We start from the raw sequence: 20,090 nt of genomic DNA on the forward strand, positions 1-20,090 counted from the left end.
TTCACTTATCCGAGAGTAAGTGCCGATCTAAAAATTAACGCCCTGTAAGGAAATAACAGTGACAGTTTCAGGTAACTTATTCATTCTCTCTGCTCCAAGTGGCGCAGGAAAATCTAGCTTAATCAAAGCGTTGCTTGAGCAAGGGGCACAAGCCTCATCAAGACCTATGCAAGTGTCAGTATCACATACCACGCGCGATCCACGCCCCGGCGAAAATAATGGCGAACATTACCACTTTGTATCTGTTGACGCTTTTAAACAACAAATAACAGAAAATGCTTTTTACGAATATGCTGAGGTTTTTGGTAACTATTACGGTACTTCAGAAGCCGCTATCGATGCGCAACTTGCCCAAGGAATTGACGTTTTTCTGGACATTGACTGGCAAGGTGCACAGCAAGTGCGCATGAAAAAGCCCAACGTCACCACCATATTCATTAGTCCGCCTTCACGCCAAGCGCTTGAAAGCCGATTACGAAATAGAGGTCAAGACAGTGATGAAGTAATCTCACAACGCATGGCTCAAGCACAAAGTGAGTGCTCACATTTTCAAGAGTTTGATTACATCATTATCAATGATGACTTTGAACAAGCGTTAGAAGACCTAACTACCATAGTGAATAACCAACGCTTAAAACGCTCCCAACAAGTTGCCCAACACAAAGAATTACTCGACGAGTTAGCCGGTGAATAAATACCACTTACATCACAAACTTAGCTAGAGTAGTAAAAGCCTGACTAAAGACCACTAAAAATGAATAATTTTTTAAGCAAGTGCTGCTTTTGCTTGCTAAATCATTAAGTGGGCAGTAAAATGCACCGCTATTTTATATATTTAAGTTGGAGTGCCCAAATGGCTCGCGTAACTGTTGAAGATGCCGTAGAAAAAATCGGTAATCGTTTTGACTTGGTGTTAGTTGCATCACGTCGTGCTCGTCAAATTGCCACGGGCGGTAAAGATCCTTTAGTTGAAGTTGAAAATGATAAACCAACCGTATTAGCGTTGCGTGAAATTGAAGCTGATTTAATCAGTACAGAATCAATGGATGACTCAGATCGTCAAGAAAAAATTGAGCAAGATACAGCTGAATTAGATGCGGTTGCAGCTATTGTAGGTAATCAACCACAAGAACTAGGTTAATTACCGCAGAAAACCTGCCAATATTAACCAAAAACGCGTAACTTTTTTCTATAAAATATAGATATTAAGCTACGCGTTTTTTATTGCCTTCAGGTTCATCGACCTAACGAAGACAAATTCCTTTGCATTTACTATAAAGCCACGTATTCTTAACTGTATACTCGCTTCATTATCTTGAGATCTAGGCTCCAAGATAACAGAGTTATTCATACTACTTATTTTTGTTGTCCGTCAATTTGGAGTAATAGGTGTATCTATTTGAACCCTTAAAAGAATTAAGCGCAACCTACCTTTCAAAAGTGCAACTTGATCTACTTAAGCAAGCCTATATTGTTGCTCGAGATGCTCATGATGGTCAGATGCGCTCGAGTGGTGATCCTTACATCACACATCCTGTGGCAGTAGCGTTGAACTTAGCAAAAATGCATTTGGATCATGAAACCCTCATGGCAGCATTACTTCATGATGTCATTGAAGATACCGAGGTCACCAAAGACGAACTTGCCGAGCTATTTGGTCACACAGTCGCCGAACTTGTTGAAGGGGTGAGTAAGTTAGACAAACTCAAATTTGATAACAAAGAAGAAATGCAAGCGGAAAACTTCCGCAAAATGGTCTTAGCCATGGTGCAAGACATACGGGTAATTTTAATCAAGCTCGCTGACAGAACTCATAATATGCGCACCCTTGGCTCGTTAAGACCAGATAAACGTCGCCGCATTGCCCGTGAAACCCTTGAAATTTATGCACCGATAGCCAATAGGCTCGGTATTCACGACATTAAAAATGAATTAGAGTTATTAGGCTTTCAAGCCCTATACCCTATGCGCTCTAGGGCACTCAAATCAGCAGTAAAAAGTGCCCGCGGTAATCGAAAAGCCATCATTGATAATATTCAAGAAGAAGTATTAAGCCGTTTAGCCGAGAGTAACATTGAAGCTCAGGTAATAGGGCGTGAGAAACACTTGTATTCGATCTACCGTAAAATGCTCAACAAAGAGCTAATGTTTAACGAGGTTATGGATATCTATGCATTCCGCGTTATTGTAGATAATAATCTTGATGATTGTTACCGTGCTTTAGGCGCTATGCATAATCTATTTAAACCAATAGAAGGTCGCTTTAAAGATTACATAGCTATTCCAAAAACCAATGGTTACCGCTCATTGCATACCTCCTTAATTGGTCCTCACGGTATCCCTGTCGAGATTCAAATCAGAACTAAAGACATGGATCAAATGGCTGATAAGGGTGTTGCTGCACATTGGTTATATAAAGAGGGCGGCGGTAACGCAGACACCACTGCCCAAATGAAGGCTCGCCGCTGGATGCAAAGCCTTCTTGAATTACAACAAAGTGCTGGTAGTTCATTTGAATTTATCGAAAACGTAAAATCAGATCTATTCCCTGAAGAAATCTATGTATTCACCCCAGAAGGTCGCATTATTGAATTGCCTATGGGAGCAACTGCTGTTGATTTTGCCTATGCAGTACATACTGATGTTGGCAACTCTTGTGTTGGTGTAAAAGTAGACAGAAAGCCTTACCCTATGAGTCAACCTCTCGATTCAGGTCAAACCATTGAAGTGATCACTTCCGCAGCTGCAAGGCCAAATGCAACTTGGTTAAACTTTGTCGTAACAGCAAAAGCACGTTTACAAATAAGAACTTACTTAAGAAGCAGAGAGCAAGCTGAATCTAAACAGCTTGGTCAAAGACTACTTAGTCACGCATTAGGTAAAGTAAAATTAGAAGATATTGAAGAAGAAAAGGTAACCGAAGTAGTTCAACAAAGTGGCTACAATAATTTTGATGAACTATTAACCAATATTGGCTTGGGTAATGCCTTGAGTATTGGTATTGCAAGACGACTAACAGACGAATTTACTGAAGATAGTGATATCACGTCAAGCGGCAGTAAAGCTAAAATGCCAATCAAAGGTACTGAAGGCATGCTAGTCAGTTACGGTAAATGTTGTCGTCCAATTCCTGGTGATTCCATTTTAGCTTACCTAAGCCCTGGCAAAGGGTTAATGGTACATCAGCAAGGCTGTCGAAATATCAAAGGCCATGAACAAGGCGCCTTATTCCCAGTAAAATGGGATAGTGACATTAATAAAGAATTCGTCGCAAAACTGCGAGTTGAAATAGTTAACCACCAAGGTGCACTGGCTCTACTCACTAATGTAGTCGCTAAATGTGGATCTAACGTACATAGTTTAAATTCTGGCGAAAAAGATGCTGGTCTGTATTTAATAGACATGGAAATAACTTGTCGTGACCGTATCCATTTAGCTGACATTATTCGAAAAATTAAAGTGATGGTTGATGTTCAACGCGTCATCCGTAATAAATAACCACTGGAAAATACCATGAAAAGCATTATCAAAACTGAACAAGCGCCTAGTGCTATCGGCACATACAGTCAAGCGGTTAAAGTGAACAATACCGTTTATTTATCAGGTCAAATACCACTGATTCCTGAGACAATGGAAGTTATTGAAGGTGGCTTTGCCGATCAAACAGAGCAAGTATTTAAAAATTTATCTGCTGTATGCGAAGCTGCTGGTGGCACAATCAATGACATGGTGAAGGTTAATATTTTCATGACCGATCTAAGCAATTTTGCGACGGTAAATGAAATTATGGCAAAATACTTCCAACAACCGTATCCTGCACGCGCAGCCATTCAGATTTCAAAATTGCCTAAAGATGTTGAAATCGAAATTGATGGCATCATGGAACTTCCCAACTTACGCTAGACACTCAAAAAGATAAACTTACATGACCCCTGAAAGACTGCAACGCATAAACGCTATGCTAGATAAACGCCAACCGGATCTTACTGTATGTATGGAAGGCGTACATAAAACCCATAATTTAGCAGCGGTTGTCCGAACTTGTGATGCTATTGGTGTTAGTGACGTACATGCCGTATGGAAAAGTGAAGAAGCTGAAGTGCGTGGTGGCAGCGCTGCAGGTAGCCAAAACTGGATTGATGTTCATAATTATCACAACACAACCGACGCAATTAATACCTTAAAAGCCCAAGGGATGCAGGTATTAGTAACAAACTTATCAGATACCGCTGTTGATTTTCGCGAAGTGGATTACACCAAGCCCACAGCCATTATTTTAGGACAAGAAAAGTTTGGCGCTTCTGAAACTGCGTTAGCATTGGCGGATCAAGATATTGTTATTCCCATGGTTGGTATGGTTCAGTCATTGAATGTATCTGTAGCGTGCTCTGTTGTTTTATATGAAGCTCAACGCCAACGCCAACTTGCAGGTATGTATGATCTGAAAAAACTCAGCGATGAACGTCGTCAACGTGTTTTATTTGAAGGCGGTCACCCTATTTTTGCCGAGGCCTGCCAGCGTAAGGGCTTACCTTATCCAGCCATCAATGAAGAAGGGCAAATTATAGCTGACGAGCAATGGTGGCAAAAAATGCAAATGGACAAAAGTGCTTGGCAGCACCTTGATGATTAAACCATTGAGTTAGTGCTGAGTAGGTAAATCAACCATGGAAGCATTAAGTAAGCTATCACAAGTATCCCTAACCACTTTCAAAGGTGTGGGGCCAAGTATGGCAGCTAAGCTGGCTAAAATTGGCTTATTAACCGCTCAAGATCTATTGTTTCACCTGCCACTGCGCTATGAAGACAGAACTCGAGTTACCACCGTTAGAGATTGCTTAGCGGGCACACATACCAACCTGATAGGTGAGATTACTCACAATCAAATAACTCAGGGTAAACGTCGTATGCTAGTGGTAGATTTACACGACGGAACCGGTAGTGTGCAATTATGCTTCTTCAGCTTCTCTGCCAGTCAACGAATTAGCTTAAGTGTTGGTCGCACAATACGCTGTTATGGTGAAATAAAACGAGGACCTCGTGGCTTTCAAATTGTTCACCCAGAATACAAAGCTCTAGATGACGACCGTGCACTCACGCCTGTAGAAGAAACACTTACGCCTGTTTACCCTACCACCGATGGCTTAAAACAAATTACCCTGAGAAATTTAACCGATCAAGCGTTAACACGTTTACAGCGTGGTCAAATAGACGAATTGCTACCACACAGTTTATTCGATGAAAGTTATTCATTAGCGCAAGCGTTATCGGTGATTCACCGACCACCACCTGATACTTCAACTAGTCAACTAGAAAATGGTAAACATCCAGCACAAATACGCTTGATCAAAGAAGAGTTACTCGCTCACAATTTAAGCATGCTAAAAGTGAGACAAAGTAGTGATGTTCATCAAGCCATTTCACTTTCTGTAGATAACAAAGTAGAAAGTGAGTTTTTATCAACATTACCTTTTTCACCCACAAAAGCACAGCAACGTGTTGCAGATGAAATAAAACAGGATTTAAACAAAGCTCAACCTATGATGCGCTTAGTACAAGGTGATGTTGGCTCAGGAAAAACCTTAGTAGCCGCCTTGGCTGCCTTAGCTGCTATTAGCCAAGGTTATCAAGTGGCACTGATGGCGCCCACTGAAATTTTAGCAGAGCAACACGCCATCAATTTTCAGCGCTGGTTTCACCCCTTAGCAATTCAAGTGGGTTGGTTAGCAGGGAAAACAAAAGCCAAAGCACGTAGAGAAGCACTAGCATTGATTGCCAGTGGTGAAATGCAAATGGTTATCGGCACCCACGCCTTATTTCAAGCAGAGGTTAGCTTTAATAAATTAGCATTAATTATTATTGATGAGCAGCACAAATTTGGTGTACAACAACGGCTATCGTTGCGAGAAAAAGGAGAATTTGATGGCAATCACCCTCACCAGTTAATCATGACTGCCACCCCAATTCCTCGTACCTTAGCCATGACTGCTTATGCTGATTTAGACACCTCTGTTATTGATGAATTACCACCAGGGCGCACTCCCATTAATACCATCGCACTGCCTGATTCTCGCAGAGATGATGTTATCGAACGTATCCGCCAAGGTTGCACTAAGGATAATCGCCAAGCTTATTGGGTATGTACCCTGATCGAAGAGTCTGAAGTATTACAATGCCAAGCAGCTGAAGATACTGCCATATTTTTGCGCGAGCAATTACCTGAGCTCAAAATTGGTTTAGTGCATGGTCGCATGAAAGCAGATGAAAAACAGCAAGTCATGGATACCTTTAAAGCCGGTGATACTCATTTACTGATTGCCACCACAGTCATTGAAGTTGGCGTTGATGTGCCAAATGCCAGCTTAATGGTGATCGAAAACCCAGAGCGATTAGGATTAGCACAACTGCACCAGCTTCGTGGCCGTGTTGGTCGTGGCTCGGTGGCTTCTCACTGTGTGCTTATGTATAAAGCACCTTTATCAAAAACCGCCACTAAACGCATGGCAGTGCTTCGAGACAGTAATGATGGTTTTGTTATTGCAGAGAAAGACCTTGAGATAAGAGGTCCTGGAGAGTTATTAGGTACCAGACAAACAGGCTTGGCGATGCTTAAAATTGCCGATCTTATTCGCGACGGTTACCTCATTCCCGATATACAACAAAAAGCGTATTTACTCGCTCGCCAACACCCTGATTGTGCGCAAGCTTTGATTCAACGTTGGTTAGGAAATAAGGAACGTTTCTCTAAAGCCTAAAATAATGTCTCAAAAATTAACTGATACTTAATAATTTGCTACACAAAATAAATAGTTTTTAGCCTTTATCTGCGTAATTGCTAGCGCTCACCAATAAAAAGTACTAAATTTATTTGATAGGCCTTTCAATTAATACTCATATTGCTTAGGGCTATTCATACAGTTTTAGGAGTGCTTCATTAATATCAAACTCATATTATTACTCTTCATTAATGGACTAATTTTTATAGCTCAAATTGCGCAAGCAAATAAGCTCTCTTTAGATTCGTCTCAAGATCCTCAATATTATATGGAGTTAGTATACCAGTTTGAACATACCGATATTGAATCCGCCAATAGCGCGCTGCTAAAGGCCTTAGATATTCTAAAAAACAATCCCAATAATAAGTTAAAGTTTCACATTCTAATAAAACAAGCATCTCTTGCAAAAAAACAGCAAGATTACCAAAAAAGCCAAGAGTATTTAGATAAAGCAAAAGCATTGCGAAATGTAATTAGCAAGCAGCTAATAGAGGCTGAAGCTGATAAGCGTGACTCGTCTCTCAATTTCAACTTACTACTAGCCGACATAAAGCTCTTCCAGCTAGAAGCTGAATTAATGTACTTTCAAAAAAAGTTCTCTGAAGCTATCAATCTGCTCGATGAAGCTATTTCGTTAGTAGAAGAAACAGGTAATAATTCTGCTCTTTTACACCGCCTTTTCAATACCAAAGGTGTCGTGAACCTTAAAGATAAACAGTATAAATTAGCCTTAACATCCTTTTTGCTTGCTAAACAACATGCACACACTCAGCCCAGTCTGGTAAAGGTAAGGCTGTATAATGATATAGCCTTTATTTATACTCGATTAAACAATAATTATTCCGCCATAAAATATTTTAAACTTACCCTAAGTTTATTAGAGAGCAAGCCATCAATATCGCAAAAAACAGAAACGCTCTTGGAAAGTGATGAGCTATTTCCTACTAAGGCAAGAGTCTTATTAGACATTTCTAGATCTTATAAAAAAGCAGGCGCTTTTAGAGATGCATTAACTTATGGTAATAGAGCACTAACTGACGCAAAATCGACAAACAATGAAGAGTTTACCTTAAAATCTTTAGTGCATCTTTCTAGCATATACAGACGATTAAGCAGTTATGAAAATGCCATTGAACTTGCCGTCGACGCCCTACAAATATACAAAAAAAATAACGATTTAAGTGGTATAGCTTCATCAAATAACGCTATCGGTTTAATTTATAATCGACTAAATGAACATGAAAAAGCAAAGACTTACTTTGAAAAAGTCACCAGCCAACCAAAAAACAAAATTCAACCCAAATACTATGCCGCGGCATTACGTGACTTGGCACTATATCATTTGTATCAACATGAGTATTCCGAAGCGTTAGCGCTAAACGAACAAGCTTACCAACTCTATGAACAAATCAATGATCTAAAAGGTAAAGCAACTGTTAAGAAAAATGAAGGCATGATTTACCAAGCTATGGGTAATGTTGAACTTGCATTTCAAGCATTTACACTTGGTTTTGAAAACTCTAAAGAAACAGGAAATGCTTGGGAACAAGCAAGTAATTTAGTAAATATTGCCCTTCTATTTGCACAAGAACAGCCACATAACACTCAATTATGGGCCGACAAAGCTTTACGGATAGCTCAGAGAATACAGGCGAAACCAATTATTGAGCAAGCCTACTTTGCACTAGCAAGTGCAGAAGAAAGAATGAGTAATTATAAACAAGCATTACTTTATACAAAATTACAAACACGTACTTTAAATGATATCAAAAGCGATACAATTAGCATGCATGCCAATGAAATTAACACTTTACAAAGTATGATGAATAATATGAATCAAGTAGATATATTGAAAGAAGAGGTATCAGTGCTAAATGAAAAGCTATTCAAACAAGATGAAATAATAGCTGACCTAAACAACCAAGAAGATCAAAGTAACACTCTAATACAGAACTTACAGATACTGATATTCATCTTTATGTGCTCTGTTGTTTTATTAATGTTTAAACTAAAGAACAGCACTAAAGGAACAGCTAATGACTAGATTATTTTATTATTTCTTGTTTGCCATGATTAGCTTATCTTTTTTTAACCACAATAAGTCTTTTGCCTTAGACCTTAAAGACGATGAAATTGATATTGTTAAAACAACTAGCTCAAGCTCAAAGTTAGATGTACGTGATTTATATAACAATGAAATTATTGAACAAGCGTTAAGCTATTCTGCTGATAAATACGGCCCCTATAAAATTATTAAAAAGCCTATTTCTATGATAAGCACTACTAATTTTTACGAATTATCTAGAGGTAAAGTGATTAATTTGGTCATGAGCCCAGCAACCCCAGATAAGGACCATTTGGCTATTCCAATTAGAATCCCTATACGAAGAGGCATTCTGAATTATCGGTTGTTAGTCGTGAATAAAGATAAGGTAGACTTATTCAAAAAAGTGACTACTCGCAGTCAATTAGAATCATTTACCGCAGGTATACATTCAAATTCTACGACTGGTGAAATTATGGATATTCTCGGCTTTAATATTATAGAAAGATCGAGTTATGACGGAATGTTTAAACAATTATCATTGGGTAGGTTTGATTATATTCCTAGAGGTGTTCATGAGGCTTATGACGAATTAGAACTCAGAAAAGGTACTATTGATAATTTAGTTATTGAACCTAATTTAGCGATTTATATGCCTATGCCCTACTATATCTACGTCTCACCTGCATATCCAAGATTGGCAGAGCGCTTAGAGTACGGGTTAGAAAAAATGATAGAAAATCAACAAATTAAAAAAATATTTAATCGCTATTATGGTGCTGATATAGAGAGAGCAAACCTAGCTAAACGCACAATTATTGATATAGGCAACCCCTTTTTATCACCTAAGACTCCTTTCAATAGAAAGGAATTATGGATTAATGAGTACGCAATTAAAACGCCAAAGCCCTCTGTAATTTATAGTCAACAGTAATCTATTTACAGCTTACATAAACACCTAATGCTTTTATGACATTAGGTGTTTATTTCAAACGATTAATGCGCTTCATCCCAGTTATCACCACTACCTGCTTCGGCAATTAAAGGTACGCTTAGCTCAACAGCATTATTCATCAGCTCAACCAATTTTTCTGTTGTTTCTTCTAGAATATCTTGATGAATTTCAAAAATTAATTCATCGTGAACTTGCATGGTCATTTTAATACGTTCGTCATTATTCTCATCTAACCACGTTGATACTGCCAACATCGCTTTCTTAATAATATCTGCCGCGGTTCCTTGCATTGGCGCATTGATAGCAGCGCGCTCTGCAGCTTTCTTGCGCATACCATTCTTAGCATTAATGTCAGGCAAGAATAGACGACGACCAAATAAAGTTTCCACATAACCTTGTTCGCTAGCTTGTTGACGAGTCTCCTCCATGTAAGTTAATACGCCCGGGTAACGCTGGAAGTATTTATCTTGATATTCTTGCGCCTGTTGACGACCAATATTTAACTGTTTAGCTAAACCAAATGCTGACATACCGTATATTAAACCAAAGTTAATCGCTTTCGCGCTGCGTCGTTGATCACTGGTCACTTCATCTAGTTCAACAGAAAATATTTCGGCCGCGGTAGCACGGTGAATATCCTTACCTTCTCCAAAGGCGGTAACTAAGCCTTTATCATTCGATAAATGCGCCATAATACGTAGCTCAATTTGAGAGTAATCAATAGCAACAATTTTATAATCTTTTGGCGCTATAAATGCTTGGCGTATTTTTCGTCCTTGCTCGCTACGAATAGGGATATTTTGCAAATTTGGATCAGTAGACGATAATCGTCCTGTGGCGGTAACCGCTTGATGATAAGAGGTATGTACTCTGCCTGTTTTATCACTGACCATTAAGGGTAGTTTATCCGTATACGTTGATTTTAACTTACTTAAACCACGGTTCTCTAGGATGACTTTAGGCAAAGGATAGTCTAATGCCAACTCTTGCAATACCTCTTCAGCAGTTGACGGTGCACCCTTAGGTGTTTTTTTGATGACCGGAATCTTTAACTCTTCAAACAAAATTTGTTGCAATTGCTTTGGCGAACTTAGGTTGAAACTTTTGCCTGCTAAGTTATGTGCTTCAATCTCTAACTCGTTTAAGCGTTGACCGATACTGTGACTTTGCTGATCCAGTAAATCACAATCAATCAGTACACCGATTTGCTCCATTTTTGCCAACACTGGCATTAAAGGCATTTCAATGTCGGTATAAACACTCAGTTGTTCGGAAGATTTTTCAAGTGCAGGGAAAATAGCTTGGTGTAGTCGTAAGGTAATGTCAGCATCTTCAGCAGCATAGTGACCCGCTTTGTCTATTTCAATTTGATTAAAGGTTAATTGTTTGGCGCCCTTACCAGCAATATCTTCAAAATGAACGGTTTTATAATCAAGGTATTTTAGCGCTAAGGCATCCATATTGTGGCGAGTCGCAACACTATTAAAGCAATAAGATTCAATCATGGTATCAAAATCAACACCGTGTAATTGGATATCATAATGGCTCAACACATTGGCATCATACTTTAAGTTTTGACCAATCTTTTTAATAGTTTTGCTTTCAAGTAACGGCTTTAATTGCGCCAGCACCCATTGCATATCAAGTTGGTCAGGTGCATCAAGATAGTCATGTGCCAATGGCACATAAGCGGCTTTGCCAGCTTCAACAGCAAAAGATAAACCGACTAAATCAGCTTTCATGTAATCAATACTGGTTGTTTCTGTGTCAAAAGCAAACGCTTTACTGCCCGCCAATTTAGCTAACCAAGCGGAAAAGCTTTCTTCATCTAGAATGATGTCGTACTCACTGTTCTCAACAGGTACTGAACTAACCTCGATCGCGCTTGACTCTGAAGAAGCTTTACTACTTGGTTTGGCTTCCTCACTACTATCAGTATCGCCTTTGGTTAAATCTGCCAATAAACGTCTTAATTCATACTCTTGGTATAAGGTTGTCAGTGTTTCAACATCTGCGTCAGCAGGTTGTAGCTGTTCAACAGTTTGATCTAATTCAACGTCACACTTAATCGTAGCTAACTGATAAGACAGTGGTAACTGCTCAAGGGCGTCACGTAAGTTTTCACCTATTTTGCCTTTCACTTTATCTGCATTAGCAATAACCTCTTCAAGAGTACCATGCTCCGTTAACCATTTAACCGCAGTTTTAGGGCCACACTTAACAACGCCAGGGATGTTATCAACTTTATCACCCATAAGTGCTAAGTAATCGATAATTTGATCAGGGCGAACACCAAACTTTTCTAACACGCCAGCTTCATCCATTTCGACATTAGTCATGGTATTAATTAATCTCACATGCGGAGTGACTAACTGTGCCATATCTTTATCGCCTGTAGAGATAACAGTTTCAATACCTTGCTCAGTAGCCTGCTTAGCTAACGTACCAATCACATCATCTGCCTCAACACCTGGCACCACTAATAATGGTAACCCCATAGCAGCGATGATTTGATGTAATGGCGCTATTTGCGTGCGTAAATCATCTGGCATAGGTGGACGATTCGCTTTGTACTCAGGGTACATATCATTACGAAAAGTTTTACCTTTGGCATCAAAAATCACTACAACATTGCCGTTAGGGTAGTCTTTTTTCAAACTACGAATCATATTTAATACGCCAGTAATCGCACCTGTCGAACGACCATCTGCTGTCGATAACGCTTGTAAGTAAGGCACATGATAAGCGCGGAATAAATAGGATGAGCCATCAACTAAAATAAGGGGAGATAATGGGCTGTTTTCAGCAATTGTTGTCATAAAAAAATACAGTAAGATTAAGCATAGGCTAAGCATGCCATAAAGCAGCCTTTTGCTCTACTGCCATGTGACATTTGTCATATTAATTTTGTGGATAACTTTGTTGACAAGCACAGATAAACGCCAGAACAGGAAACAACGCTATTCTGGTTAATTTTTTTATATGTATGATTTTATTAAAAAAAGGTAAGAAAAAAATCCTTTTTACACACAATGTTTTTTATTTTTATTTTTGTGGATAAATATCCTATCACCGTTACTTTTTTAATTACACTGAAGGCAACCAAGAAAATAACGAGGTAAAAGACTATCAGATTTTCAAACCATTACTAGTCAATTATTAAACTTTTTTTAAATATTTTTTACAGCTTGAAAGAACAAAAAAACATAAGCGATATTTGACGTGACCTAGCAAGGATGCAAGCAAATTTCATTCAAAAACTTTACCACTTACAATACCGACAAATAGGTTTTTCTTATAAGTTTTTATAAGCCAATAAAAGCTAACGGTTTTAGATTGTAAAAATTTCGTTATACTAGTAAACATTGTCACTTAGGTGGCAAGCTAAATAGAATTTATCTAATTAACGGAGTGTTAGATGCCCATGGTCAAACTTTATAAAAGATTAAGTCCTTTTCAACGTGTATTGATTGCGCTTTTTTTAGGTATTACTACGGGTATATTTGTTGGTGAGCCTGCTGGCGATTTAGAAGTTATCGGTAATGTTTATATTCGCTTATTACAGATGACTGTTTTGCCTTACGTATTAGTGTCTATTATTGGTGGTTTAGGTCGTCTTGACAGTGATATGGCAAGTCGAATTGGTATGCGCGCTGTTAAAGTGATTTTGATTATGTGGTTATCGGTAATGTTAACATTACTATTACTACCGCTTGCCTATCCTAACTGGCAAACCAGTGGCTTTTTTAGTACTAGTATGATCACTGAGCCTGCTGCCTTTAATTTTATAAAGCTTTATATACCAAGTAACATCTTTGCTTCTTTATCTGAAACTATTGTACCGGCTGTGGTGCTATTTTCTTTATTGATGGGGGTTGCTTTAATTCAGGTTAAAAATAAAGAAACCTTGTTAAATTTAACCACTAATGTGGGTGATAGTTTAATGAAAGTTGCTTCCTATGTGGCTAAGTTAGCTCCATTAGGTATTTTTGCCATTTCGGCTTCAGCCGCTGGCACTTTAGCCGTTGAAGAGCTTGGCCGCTTACAGGTGTTCCTCTGGGTTTATATCGTTGCAGCTGCGCTACTAGCTTTTGTCTTTTTACCCTTATTAATTCACTGGGCTACTCCTTTTTCTTATCGTGAATTATTATCTACCGCCGGTGAAGCCGCAGTGACGGCTTTGGCCACAGGGACAGTTTTAGTTGTGTTGCCAATGATAATTGAACGCAGTAAAGAATTATTGGCTAAGCATAATATGGAATGTGAAGAAACAGACTCAACAGTAGATGTAATGGTGCCCACTGCTTATAGCTTCCCGAGTACAGGAACCTTATTAGGGCTTGGTTTTATTCTGTTTTCAGCTTGGTATGTTGGCGCTCCATTAGGAATAGACCAGTACATTTCTTTTGTGATCATGGGGGCATTAACGGCCTTTGGTAGCATGGCTGTCGCCATACCCTTTTTACTTAATTATTTTGATTTGCCAGCCGATCAGTTTCAATTATATCTATTAGGCAGTGTTGTTACCGCTAGATTTGCCACAGGTTTAGCTGCCTTACATGGCTTTGTTGCCACTTTATTGGTTGCATCAGCTGTAATGAAAATGATTTCTTGGCGTAAGTTAATGCAAGCTATAGGTGTGCACTTAGGGGTTACATTTGCAGTCATGGTGGGTGCTGGGTTTACCCTTAAAGCGTTAATACCCTACAAGTATGAGGGAGTACAAACATTTGAGTCAATGCAGGCAATGAATAGCCCTGCAAAAATTAAACAATATAAAACACTTACTCCGTTATCTTTAGAAGAACAACAACAACCTAGATTAGATGTAATCATGGCCAGAAAGAGTATCAGAGTTGGTTATTATAAAGCCAGCCTACCTTTTGCGTTTCGGAATAACAGTAATAAGCTTGTTGGTTTTGATGTTGAGTTACTCAATGAGTTAGCTAAAGATCTCGATATAGCAGTTTCTTTTATATATTTAAAAAATCCAGATGAAGAAGCTAAACTGTTATCAGACGGCAGTGTAGATATGACTATTGGTGGCCGAGCGATAACACCACTTAAAGCATTACATGTGTCTTTCTCTGATACTTATACCTATCATACTGCAGGCTTATTATTAAACGATTCGAAACGCGATAGCTTTGCCAACTTATATGATATCAATGCTATGCAGTCTTTAAACCTTGGTGTTGGTCGTAGTGTTTATTACCAACACGGGGCACACGAACGCTTCCCTAATGCCAACATTATTGAAGTTGCTGATATAAGATCGTTCTTAAAAGGAAAGCACCCTGAAGTAGATGCCATGCTTTTTTCAACAGAAGTAGGCTCAGCATGGGCAATGCTATACCCTGAGTTTTCAGCAGTCATTCCAAAAGGTTTGAAGTTAAAAGCTCCGGTGGGATTACTGTTACCTAAAAATCAAGCTGATTACGTTCAGTTTATCAATAGCTGGTTGAAGTTGAAAAAAGACAATGGTTTTCAACAAAGGGTTTATGATTATTGGATTTTAGGACAAAATCCACAGGCGAAAAAACCGCGTTGGTCTGTTATAAAAGATGTCTTTGGTTGGGTACCATAATCACTCACTTGCTAGCCTCAATAGTTGTAGTTTGAGGCTAGCAAAATGAATGTAAATTTATAGTTATTAATAACCTGAGCTCGCTTAATTAGTGGCTAATTGCCACCTTGGCATTGGGGCGTCGAGGATCTGCCGTACCAAATAAAACCCCATCTTTTATCATGATACTTTGTAAAGAGCCTAACGACTTAGAGTATTCAATATTATAGCCCTGCTGTTGTAAAAGCATAATTGAATCCGCAGCAACACCTTTCTCCACATAAAGAATATCAGGCTGCCATTGATGGTGAATACGAGGAGTAATAGTTGCCTCTGCAAGGTTCATATCAAACCATAAAACATTCACTAGTTGCTGAAATATCGACGTTATTATTTTGCTACCACCTGGCGTACCTGTTGCCAAATAAGGCTTACCTGACTTCAATACAATTGTTGGCGTCATTGAGCTTAATGGCCTTTTGTGCGCTTTAATGGCATTAGCTTTACCACCAATTAAACCATAACTGTTAGGAGTACCCGGTTTAGCTGAAAAATCATCCATGGTGTTATTCATTAACAACCCAGTTCCCGGAATAGTTATACCACTACCGTAATAGTGGTTTAGCGTATAAGTATTAGAAACAACATTGCCCTGCTTATCCACAATGGTGTAATGAGTTGTATCAGGGCTTTCATATAGACTGGGTTGACCCTCTTGAACCTGTGATGATGGTGTTACCTTATCACGGCTAATTTGTTGGCTTAACTGTTTTGCATAAGCTTTACTGGCGATGCCGCTAGTAGGCACATCAACAAAGTCAGGATCGCCTAAAAATTTGCTGCGATCTGCATACGCACGTTTAAAAATTTCAGTTTGATAATGCATCATAGCAGCACTGCCTTGAGCAACACCTTCTAAAGGTAACGCTTCCAACATATTCAGCATTTGGATTAAGTGCACACCGCCTGAGCTGGGTGGTGGCATAGTAAAAATATCATAACCATTAAAACTCCCTTGAATGGGAGCAACCTCTTTTACCTGATAGTTACGTAAGTCTTCTAGAGTGATTAAACCTTGCCCTTGAGCCATTGCTGTGACAATTTTGTCTGCTATTTCACCCTGATAAAAGCCCTCAGCTCCATGCTCAATCAGGTAGGATAATGTATTCGCTAAATCTGGTTGCTTAAACACTTCTCCTGCTTGATACAGTTGACAGTCTTGCTTGAAAAATACGCGACAGGTTTCTGGATTTTTCTGCAAGCGTTCCTGCTCTTTCCTAATAATTCTGACCATATCATCGGTCACTAAAAAGCCTTTTTTGGCTACTTCAAGGGCAGGCTCTATTAACTCAGATAACTCCATGGAGCCATATTTCTTTAATGCATATTCAAAACCAGCGACTGTACCTGGAACACCAGATGCAGCCATAGACTCCAGTGCCATAATATGGTCAACAGTACCTGACTTATCTACAAACATATCTTCAAAGGAAGCGGAGGGTGCTGTTTCTCGATAATCAATAGCAATAACTTTCTCATGCTCTTGCAGATAAACCAGCATAAAGCCGCCACCTGTTAAGTTGCCAGCTCTTGGTAAAGTTACCGCTAAGGCATAACCCACGGCTACAGCGGCATCAACGGCATTGCCACCACGGCGTAATATTTCAGCGCCTATCTCACTGGCAATTTCACTTTGACTCACCACCATGCCTTGTCGACCAATGACAGGGTGATTAATATCGTAATAATTTACAATTTTATCTAAGTCTTCAGCTTCTGGAATATTGGGCAAACCCAATGGTTTTGGTTGCCCACAAGCAAATAAGAAAACACCACAAAACAAAATAGAAGAAAACAAGCGAACAGCACGTACTACAGCATCATTCACTATAAATTACTCGCTATGATATTCATTAATATAGGCTAATGTGTGCTGAGCAATACTGGCATTATATGCTTTTTGCAACGACGGTAGCACTACGTTTTCAGCTTGACCATCAAGCTCATTCATGAAGACTTTTTTAGCCTCCGTCGCTAGTACTAATACATCATCATATTTTCCATGACAAAAAGCAGCTAAATAGCCCTTGCCATAAAAAATATCGTTCTCTGCTGCGGTCACTTCGATACCATCAACTTTCATGGCTTTTAAAATATCGAGCCAATGATCAATCACTGGACGCCATTTTTCACTTTTAACTGAACTTGTACCTAGGTTTATTACCGGTAAATCTTTGCGCTCATGCCTTTTATAGTTGTATGAATGATTATCATAAACAATACATTGGCCAAAGTCGGCTTGTAGCGCTTCAACAATCGCCGCAACAATACGATAAAACTGCGCATGTTTTGCTTTACTTCTAGCAATAGTGTCTGCACTTAAAGGCGTTTTCCAAACTTCTACACCCCATGCTGTTTCATAAACACATTCATCAGTATTACGGTTTAAGTCATACTCATAACGAGAGTCATTAGCTATAAGTGTGATAGCTTGATCGCTAATAAAGCTGCCTGTATGCGGATCTTCTTCATAATAGCGCTGTGGTTGAGTGAGTAAGCAGTTTGCTTCTAATTCAGATCTAAGCTGACCACCATTATGAATAGCGGCTGACATTGCTGGTAGGTATTTCTCTATCTTCAGCGTAAAGGCACCACCGGTTATAGTGGCGTTAAAGCACTTTCTTTGTGCAATTTTTTCTATAATCTCTTGTTCAGATAAGGTTTCTAGAGTTAAAGATTCCATTTTATTCCCCTCATTAATATCAATCAATTAACCATATCAAGATATTAACAAAGGGTATATAGACTATTAGTTAACTTTTGTTTCCTCTGGACCTTGTCGGGCAGCAAGTACATTAGCTGTTGGATTTTGTAGGCACTTTTCGTTATATAATGATGATGCATAGACGTCTATATTTAGCTCAAGTTCTGCAGCATTATAGGCCACTTGCGATCTAACTAAACCTTGTGCGTTATTAAGAGCAACAGCCTCTCGAGTAACACCTCGATTTAAAATATTAAAATTTGTTCCTTTAAATTCATTATTCGCTATTTTTTTTACTTCTTCGCATTGAAAAGCACTAAGTGCTTGCGAGTGAGAGCTATTGCTATAAGAAAATAGCAATGCCAAGGCAATGATTTTTAACATGGGGGCTACCTTTTTTACGCTAGGTTTTTATTATTTACAACATATAAACAATTTTTATTATTTTTTGCTGATATTATTATTGTTAACAATCAGACTAGCCCAATCGGGTAGCTTTCGCAATACATATACATGATATTAAGAGGGCAATATTGCCCTCTTGATTTTCATAAAGCAGAAAATAATATCCGTTTCTAAAGCGTCACAAACTCTTCCGCTGAAGTAGGATGTATAGCAATAGTATTATCAAAGTCAGCTTTAGTTGCTCCCATTTTTAATGCCACGGCAAACCCTTGCAGTAGTTCATCGCTACCAAAACCGATAGAGTGAATACCAACAATTTTTTCTTCTTTGCCAACACAAATTAGTTTCATACGTGTCGGATCGCGGTACTCTTCAGTTATCGCTTGATAAAGTGCGGTAAATTGAGAGTTATAAACGCAAATATTATCTTCGCCATACTCGGCAACTGCTTCAGTTTCAGTTAAACCTACAGTACCAATAACAGGGTGACTAAAAACAACGGTAGCAATATCTGAATAATCTAAGTGTTCATCAGGTTTGTTATTAAATAAGCGCTCACAAAGCCTACGACCAGCTGCAACAGCAACAGGCGTTAATTGCGCACGCCCAGTGTTATCGCCTACAGCATAAATACCAGCAACATTTGTGTTTTGATATTTATCAGTAGTGATATAACCCTTTTCATTCGTTTCTACACCTGCCAACTCTAGATTAATATTGTCTGTCGCCGGCTCTCGGCCAATAGCCCATACCAGTTTTTCAACAGGTCCAACTGTTTGGCCGTTAGTTAAATGAATTAAAAGTTTTCCATCTTCAAGTTTTTCAACACGCGCAGGCGTACTATGATTATGTAGTGTTGGCCCATGTCGCTCCATTTGCTCAACTAGCGTTGTGCTTAACATCTCATCAAAGGCGCGTAAGGGTTTTTCATTACGTACTAACAAATGAGCTTGAGTACCTAAGGCGTGAAATACCCCTGCAAGCTCAACAGCAATATAACCTGCACCAACCACTGCAACCGATTCAGGCTGTTTCTCTAAGGCAAAAAATCCATCTGAATCAATACCATATTCTGCCCCTTCAATATCAGGAATTGAAGGCCTACCGCCCGTAGCAATAGTAATATGATCAGCGGTATATAATGTACCGTCTACCTCTACGGTGTTTTTATCAACAAATTTTGCAAAGCCATTAATTACTGTCACCTTATTCGCATCAAAACCTCGTTGATAGGCGGCATGAATTCTCTCAATATAAGCTTCTCGGTTTTTAACCAATAATGGCCAATCAAAACCCTGTTGCTCTAATTTAAAGCCATAATCATGCGCATACTTTAGCGCATCACTAATTTGCCCGGCATACCACATGGCTTTTTTAGGCACACAACCAACATTTACACAGGTTCCGCCAATATATTTAGCTTCAATTACCGCGGCTTTTTTACCTAGCTTGGCTGCTCTATTCGCAGAAGCAATACCTCCACTTCCAGCACCGATAGATAAATAGTCAAAATGTTGTGTCATGTGATTACTCAAAATAAAAAGAAAGGTTAACCATTATATATGCTCATTTACGATGTT

The 20,090-nt window shown here is 38.9% G+C and carries 14 protein-coding genes; 9 read left to right on the forward strand and 5 right to left on the reverse strand.

Annotated elements, in window-relative coordinates:
* Positions 1–58 precede the first annotated feature (58 nt).
* From gmk to AC27GZ_RS04805, 8 genes are all read left to right on the forward strand, one after another.
* The gene (gene gmk, locus AC27GZ_RS04770; protein WP_487093730.1) at positions 59–694 is read left to right on the forward strand and encodes a guanylate kinase; all 636 of its coding nucleotides are present in this window, start codon (positions 59–61) and stop codon (positions 692–694) included.
* 159 nt (positions 695–853) lie between these two features.
* Entirely contained in the window at positions 854–1,141 is a 288-nt protein-coding gene (rpoZ, locus tag AC27GZ_RS04775; protein WP_487093731.1) for a DNA-directed RNA polymerase subunit omega, read from the forward strand.
* Between the two features lie 248 nt (positions 1,142–1,389).
* On the forward strand, positions 1,390–3,498 hold the full coding sequence (gene spoT, locus AC27GZ_RS04780; protein WP_487093732.1) for a bifunctional GTP diphosphokinase/guanosine-3',5'-bis pyrophosphate 3'-pyrophosphohydrolase: 2,109 nt from the start codon (positions 1,390–1,392) through the stop codon (positions 3,496–3,498).
* 15 nt (positions 3,499–3,513) lie between these two features.
* Positions 3,514–3,903 (forward strand): RidA family protein, encoded by a 390-nt coding sequence (locus AC27GZ_RS04785; RefSeq protein ID WP_487093733.1) that lies wholly within the window; start codon positions 3,514–3,516, stop codon positions 3,901–3,903.
* 22 nt (positions 3,904–3,925) lie between these two features.
* A complete protein-coding gene (gene trmH, locus AC27GZ_RS04790; protein WP_487093734.1) occupies positions 3,926–4,633 on the forward strand; it encodes a tRNA (guanosine(18)-2'-O)-methyltransferase TrmH in 708 nt (235 codons plus the stop codon).
* Between the two features lie 34 nt (positions 4,634–4,667).
* Positions 4,668–6,755, forward strand: a complete 2,088-nt coding sequence (gene recG, locus AC27GZ_RS04795; RefSeq protein WP_487093736.1) for an ATP-dependent DNA helicase RecG — start codon at positions 4,668–4,670, stop codon at positions 6,753–6,755.
* Positions 6,756–7,044: 289 nt separating this feature from the next.
* The gene (locus tag AC27GZ_RS04800; protein ID WP_487093737.1) at positions 7,045–8,820 is read left to right on the forward strand and encodes a tetratricopeptide repeat protein; all 1,776 of its coding nucleotides are present in this window, start codon (positions 7,045–7,047) and stop codon (positions 8,818–8,820) included.
* The gene (locus AC27GZ_RS04805; RefSeq protein WP_487093738.1) at positions 8,813–9,754 is read left to right on the forward strand and encodes a hypothetical protein; all 942 of its coding nucleotides are present in this window, start codon (positions 8,813–8,815) and stop codon (positions 9,752–9,754) included. The genes AC27GZ_RS04800 and AC27GZ_RS04805 overlap by 8 nt, the downstream gene beginning before the upstream one ends.
* Positions 9,755–9,816: 62 nt before the next feature.
* Here the strand turns inward: AC27GZ_RS04805 and polA are convergent, their stop codons facing one another.
* On the reverse strand, positions 9,817–12,594 hold the full coding sequence (polA, locus tag AC27GZ_RS04810) for a DNA polymerase I (RefSeq protein ID WP_487093739.1): 2,778 nt from the start codon (positions 12,592–12,594) through the stop codon (positions 9,817–9,819).
* Between the two features lie 599 nt (positions 12,595–13,193).
* Here polA and AC27GZ_RS04815 point away from each other — a divergent pair.
* Positions 13,194–15,362 (forward strand): cation:dicarboxylate symporter family transporter, encoded by a 2,169-nt coding sequence (locus tag AC27GZ_RS04815; protein WP_487093740.1) that lies wholly within the window; start codon positions 13,194–13,196, stop codon positions 15,360–15,362.
* An 88-nt stretch (positions 15,363–15,450) separates the two neighbouring features.
* Here AC27GZ_RS04815 and ggt read toward each other — a convergent pair whose 3' ends face one another.
* From ggt to gorA, 4 genes are all read right to left on the reverse strand, one after another.
* Positions 15,451–17,229 carry a gamma-glutamyltransferase gene (gene ggt / locus AC27GZ_RS04820; RefSeq protein WP_487093741.1) on the reverse strand — a complete coding sequence of 593 codons (1,779 nt, stop codon included), beginning with the start codon at positions 17,227–17,229 and terminating at the stop codon, positions 15,451–15,453.
* A 6-nt stretch (positions 17,230–17,235) separates the two neighbouring features.
* Positions 17,236–18,084 (reverse strand): N-formylglutamate amidohydrolase, encoded by an 849-nt coding sequence (locus AC27GZ_RS04825; protein WP_487093742.1) that lies wholly within the window; start codon positions 18,082–18,084, stop codon positions 17,236–17,238.
* A 66-nt stretch (positions 18,085–18,150) separates the two neighbouring features.
* Positions 18,151–18,489, reverse strand: coding sequence for a hypothetical protein (locus tag AC27GZ_RS04830; RefSeq protein ID WP_487093743.1), 339 nt, complete (start codon positions 18,487–18,489; stop codon positions 18,151–18,153).
* 191 nt (positions 18,490–18,680) lie between these two features.
* The gene (gene gorA / locus AC27GZ_RS04835) at positions 18,681–20,033 is read right to left on the reverse strand and encodes a glutathione-disulfide reductase (RefSeq protein WP_487093744.1); all 1,353 of its coding nucleotides are present in this window, start codon (positions 20,031–20,033) and stop codon (positions 18,681–18,683) included.
* Between the last annotated feature and the right edge of the window lie 57 nt (positions 20,034–20,090).

Source organism: Colwellia sp. SU-HH00943 (genome assembly GCF_057546125.1).

Bases quoted from the DNA above. Each gene is read 5' to 3' on its own strand.
- AC27GZ_RS04815 (WP_487093740.1), top strand. From the start codon at position 13,194: ATGCCCATGGTCAAACTTTATAAAAGATTAAGTCCTTTTCAACGTGTA.
- AC27GZ_RS04805 (WP_487093738.1), top strand. From the start codon at position 8,813: ATGACTAGATTATTTTATTATTTCTTGTTTGCCATGATTAGCTTATCT.
- AC27GZ_RS04800 (WP_487093737.1), top strand. From the start codon at position 7,045: ATGGAGTTAGTATACCAGTTTGAACATACCGATATTGAATCCGCCAAT.
- gorA (WP_487093744.1), bottom strand. From the start codon at position 20,033: ATGACACAACATTTTGACTATTTATCTATCGGTGCTGGAAGTGGAGGT.
- trmH (WP_487093734.1), top strand. From the start codon at position 3,926: ATGACCCCTGAAAGACTGCAACGCATAAACGCTATGCTAGATAAACGC.
- AC27GZ_RS04785 (WP_487093733.1), top strand. From the start codon at position 3,514: ATGAAAAGCATTATCAAAACTGAACAAGCGCCTAGTGCTATCGGCACA.
- polA (WP_487093739.1), bottom strand. From the start codon at position 12,594: ATGACAACAATTGCTGAAAACAGCCCATTATCTCCCCTTATTTTAGTT.
- recG (WP_487093736.1), top strand. From the start codon at position 4,668: ATGGAAGCATTAAGTAAGCTATCACAAGTATCCCTAACCACTTTCAAA.
- AC27GZ_RS04825 (WP_487093742.1), bottom strand. From the start codon at position 18,084: ATGGAATCTTTAACTCTAGAAACCTTATCTGAACAAGAGATTATAGAA.
- AC27GZ_RS04830 (WP_487093743.1), bottom strand. From the start codon at position 18,489: ATGTTAAAAATCATTGCCTTGGCATTGCTATTTTCTTATAGCAATAGC.
- rpoZ (WP_487093731.1), top strand. From the start codon at position 854: ATGGCTCGCGTAACTGTTGAAGATGCCGTAGAAAAAATCGGTAATCGT.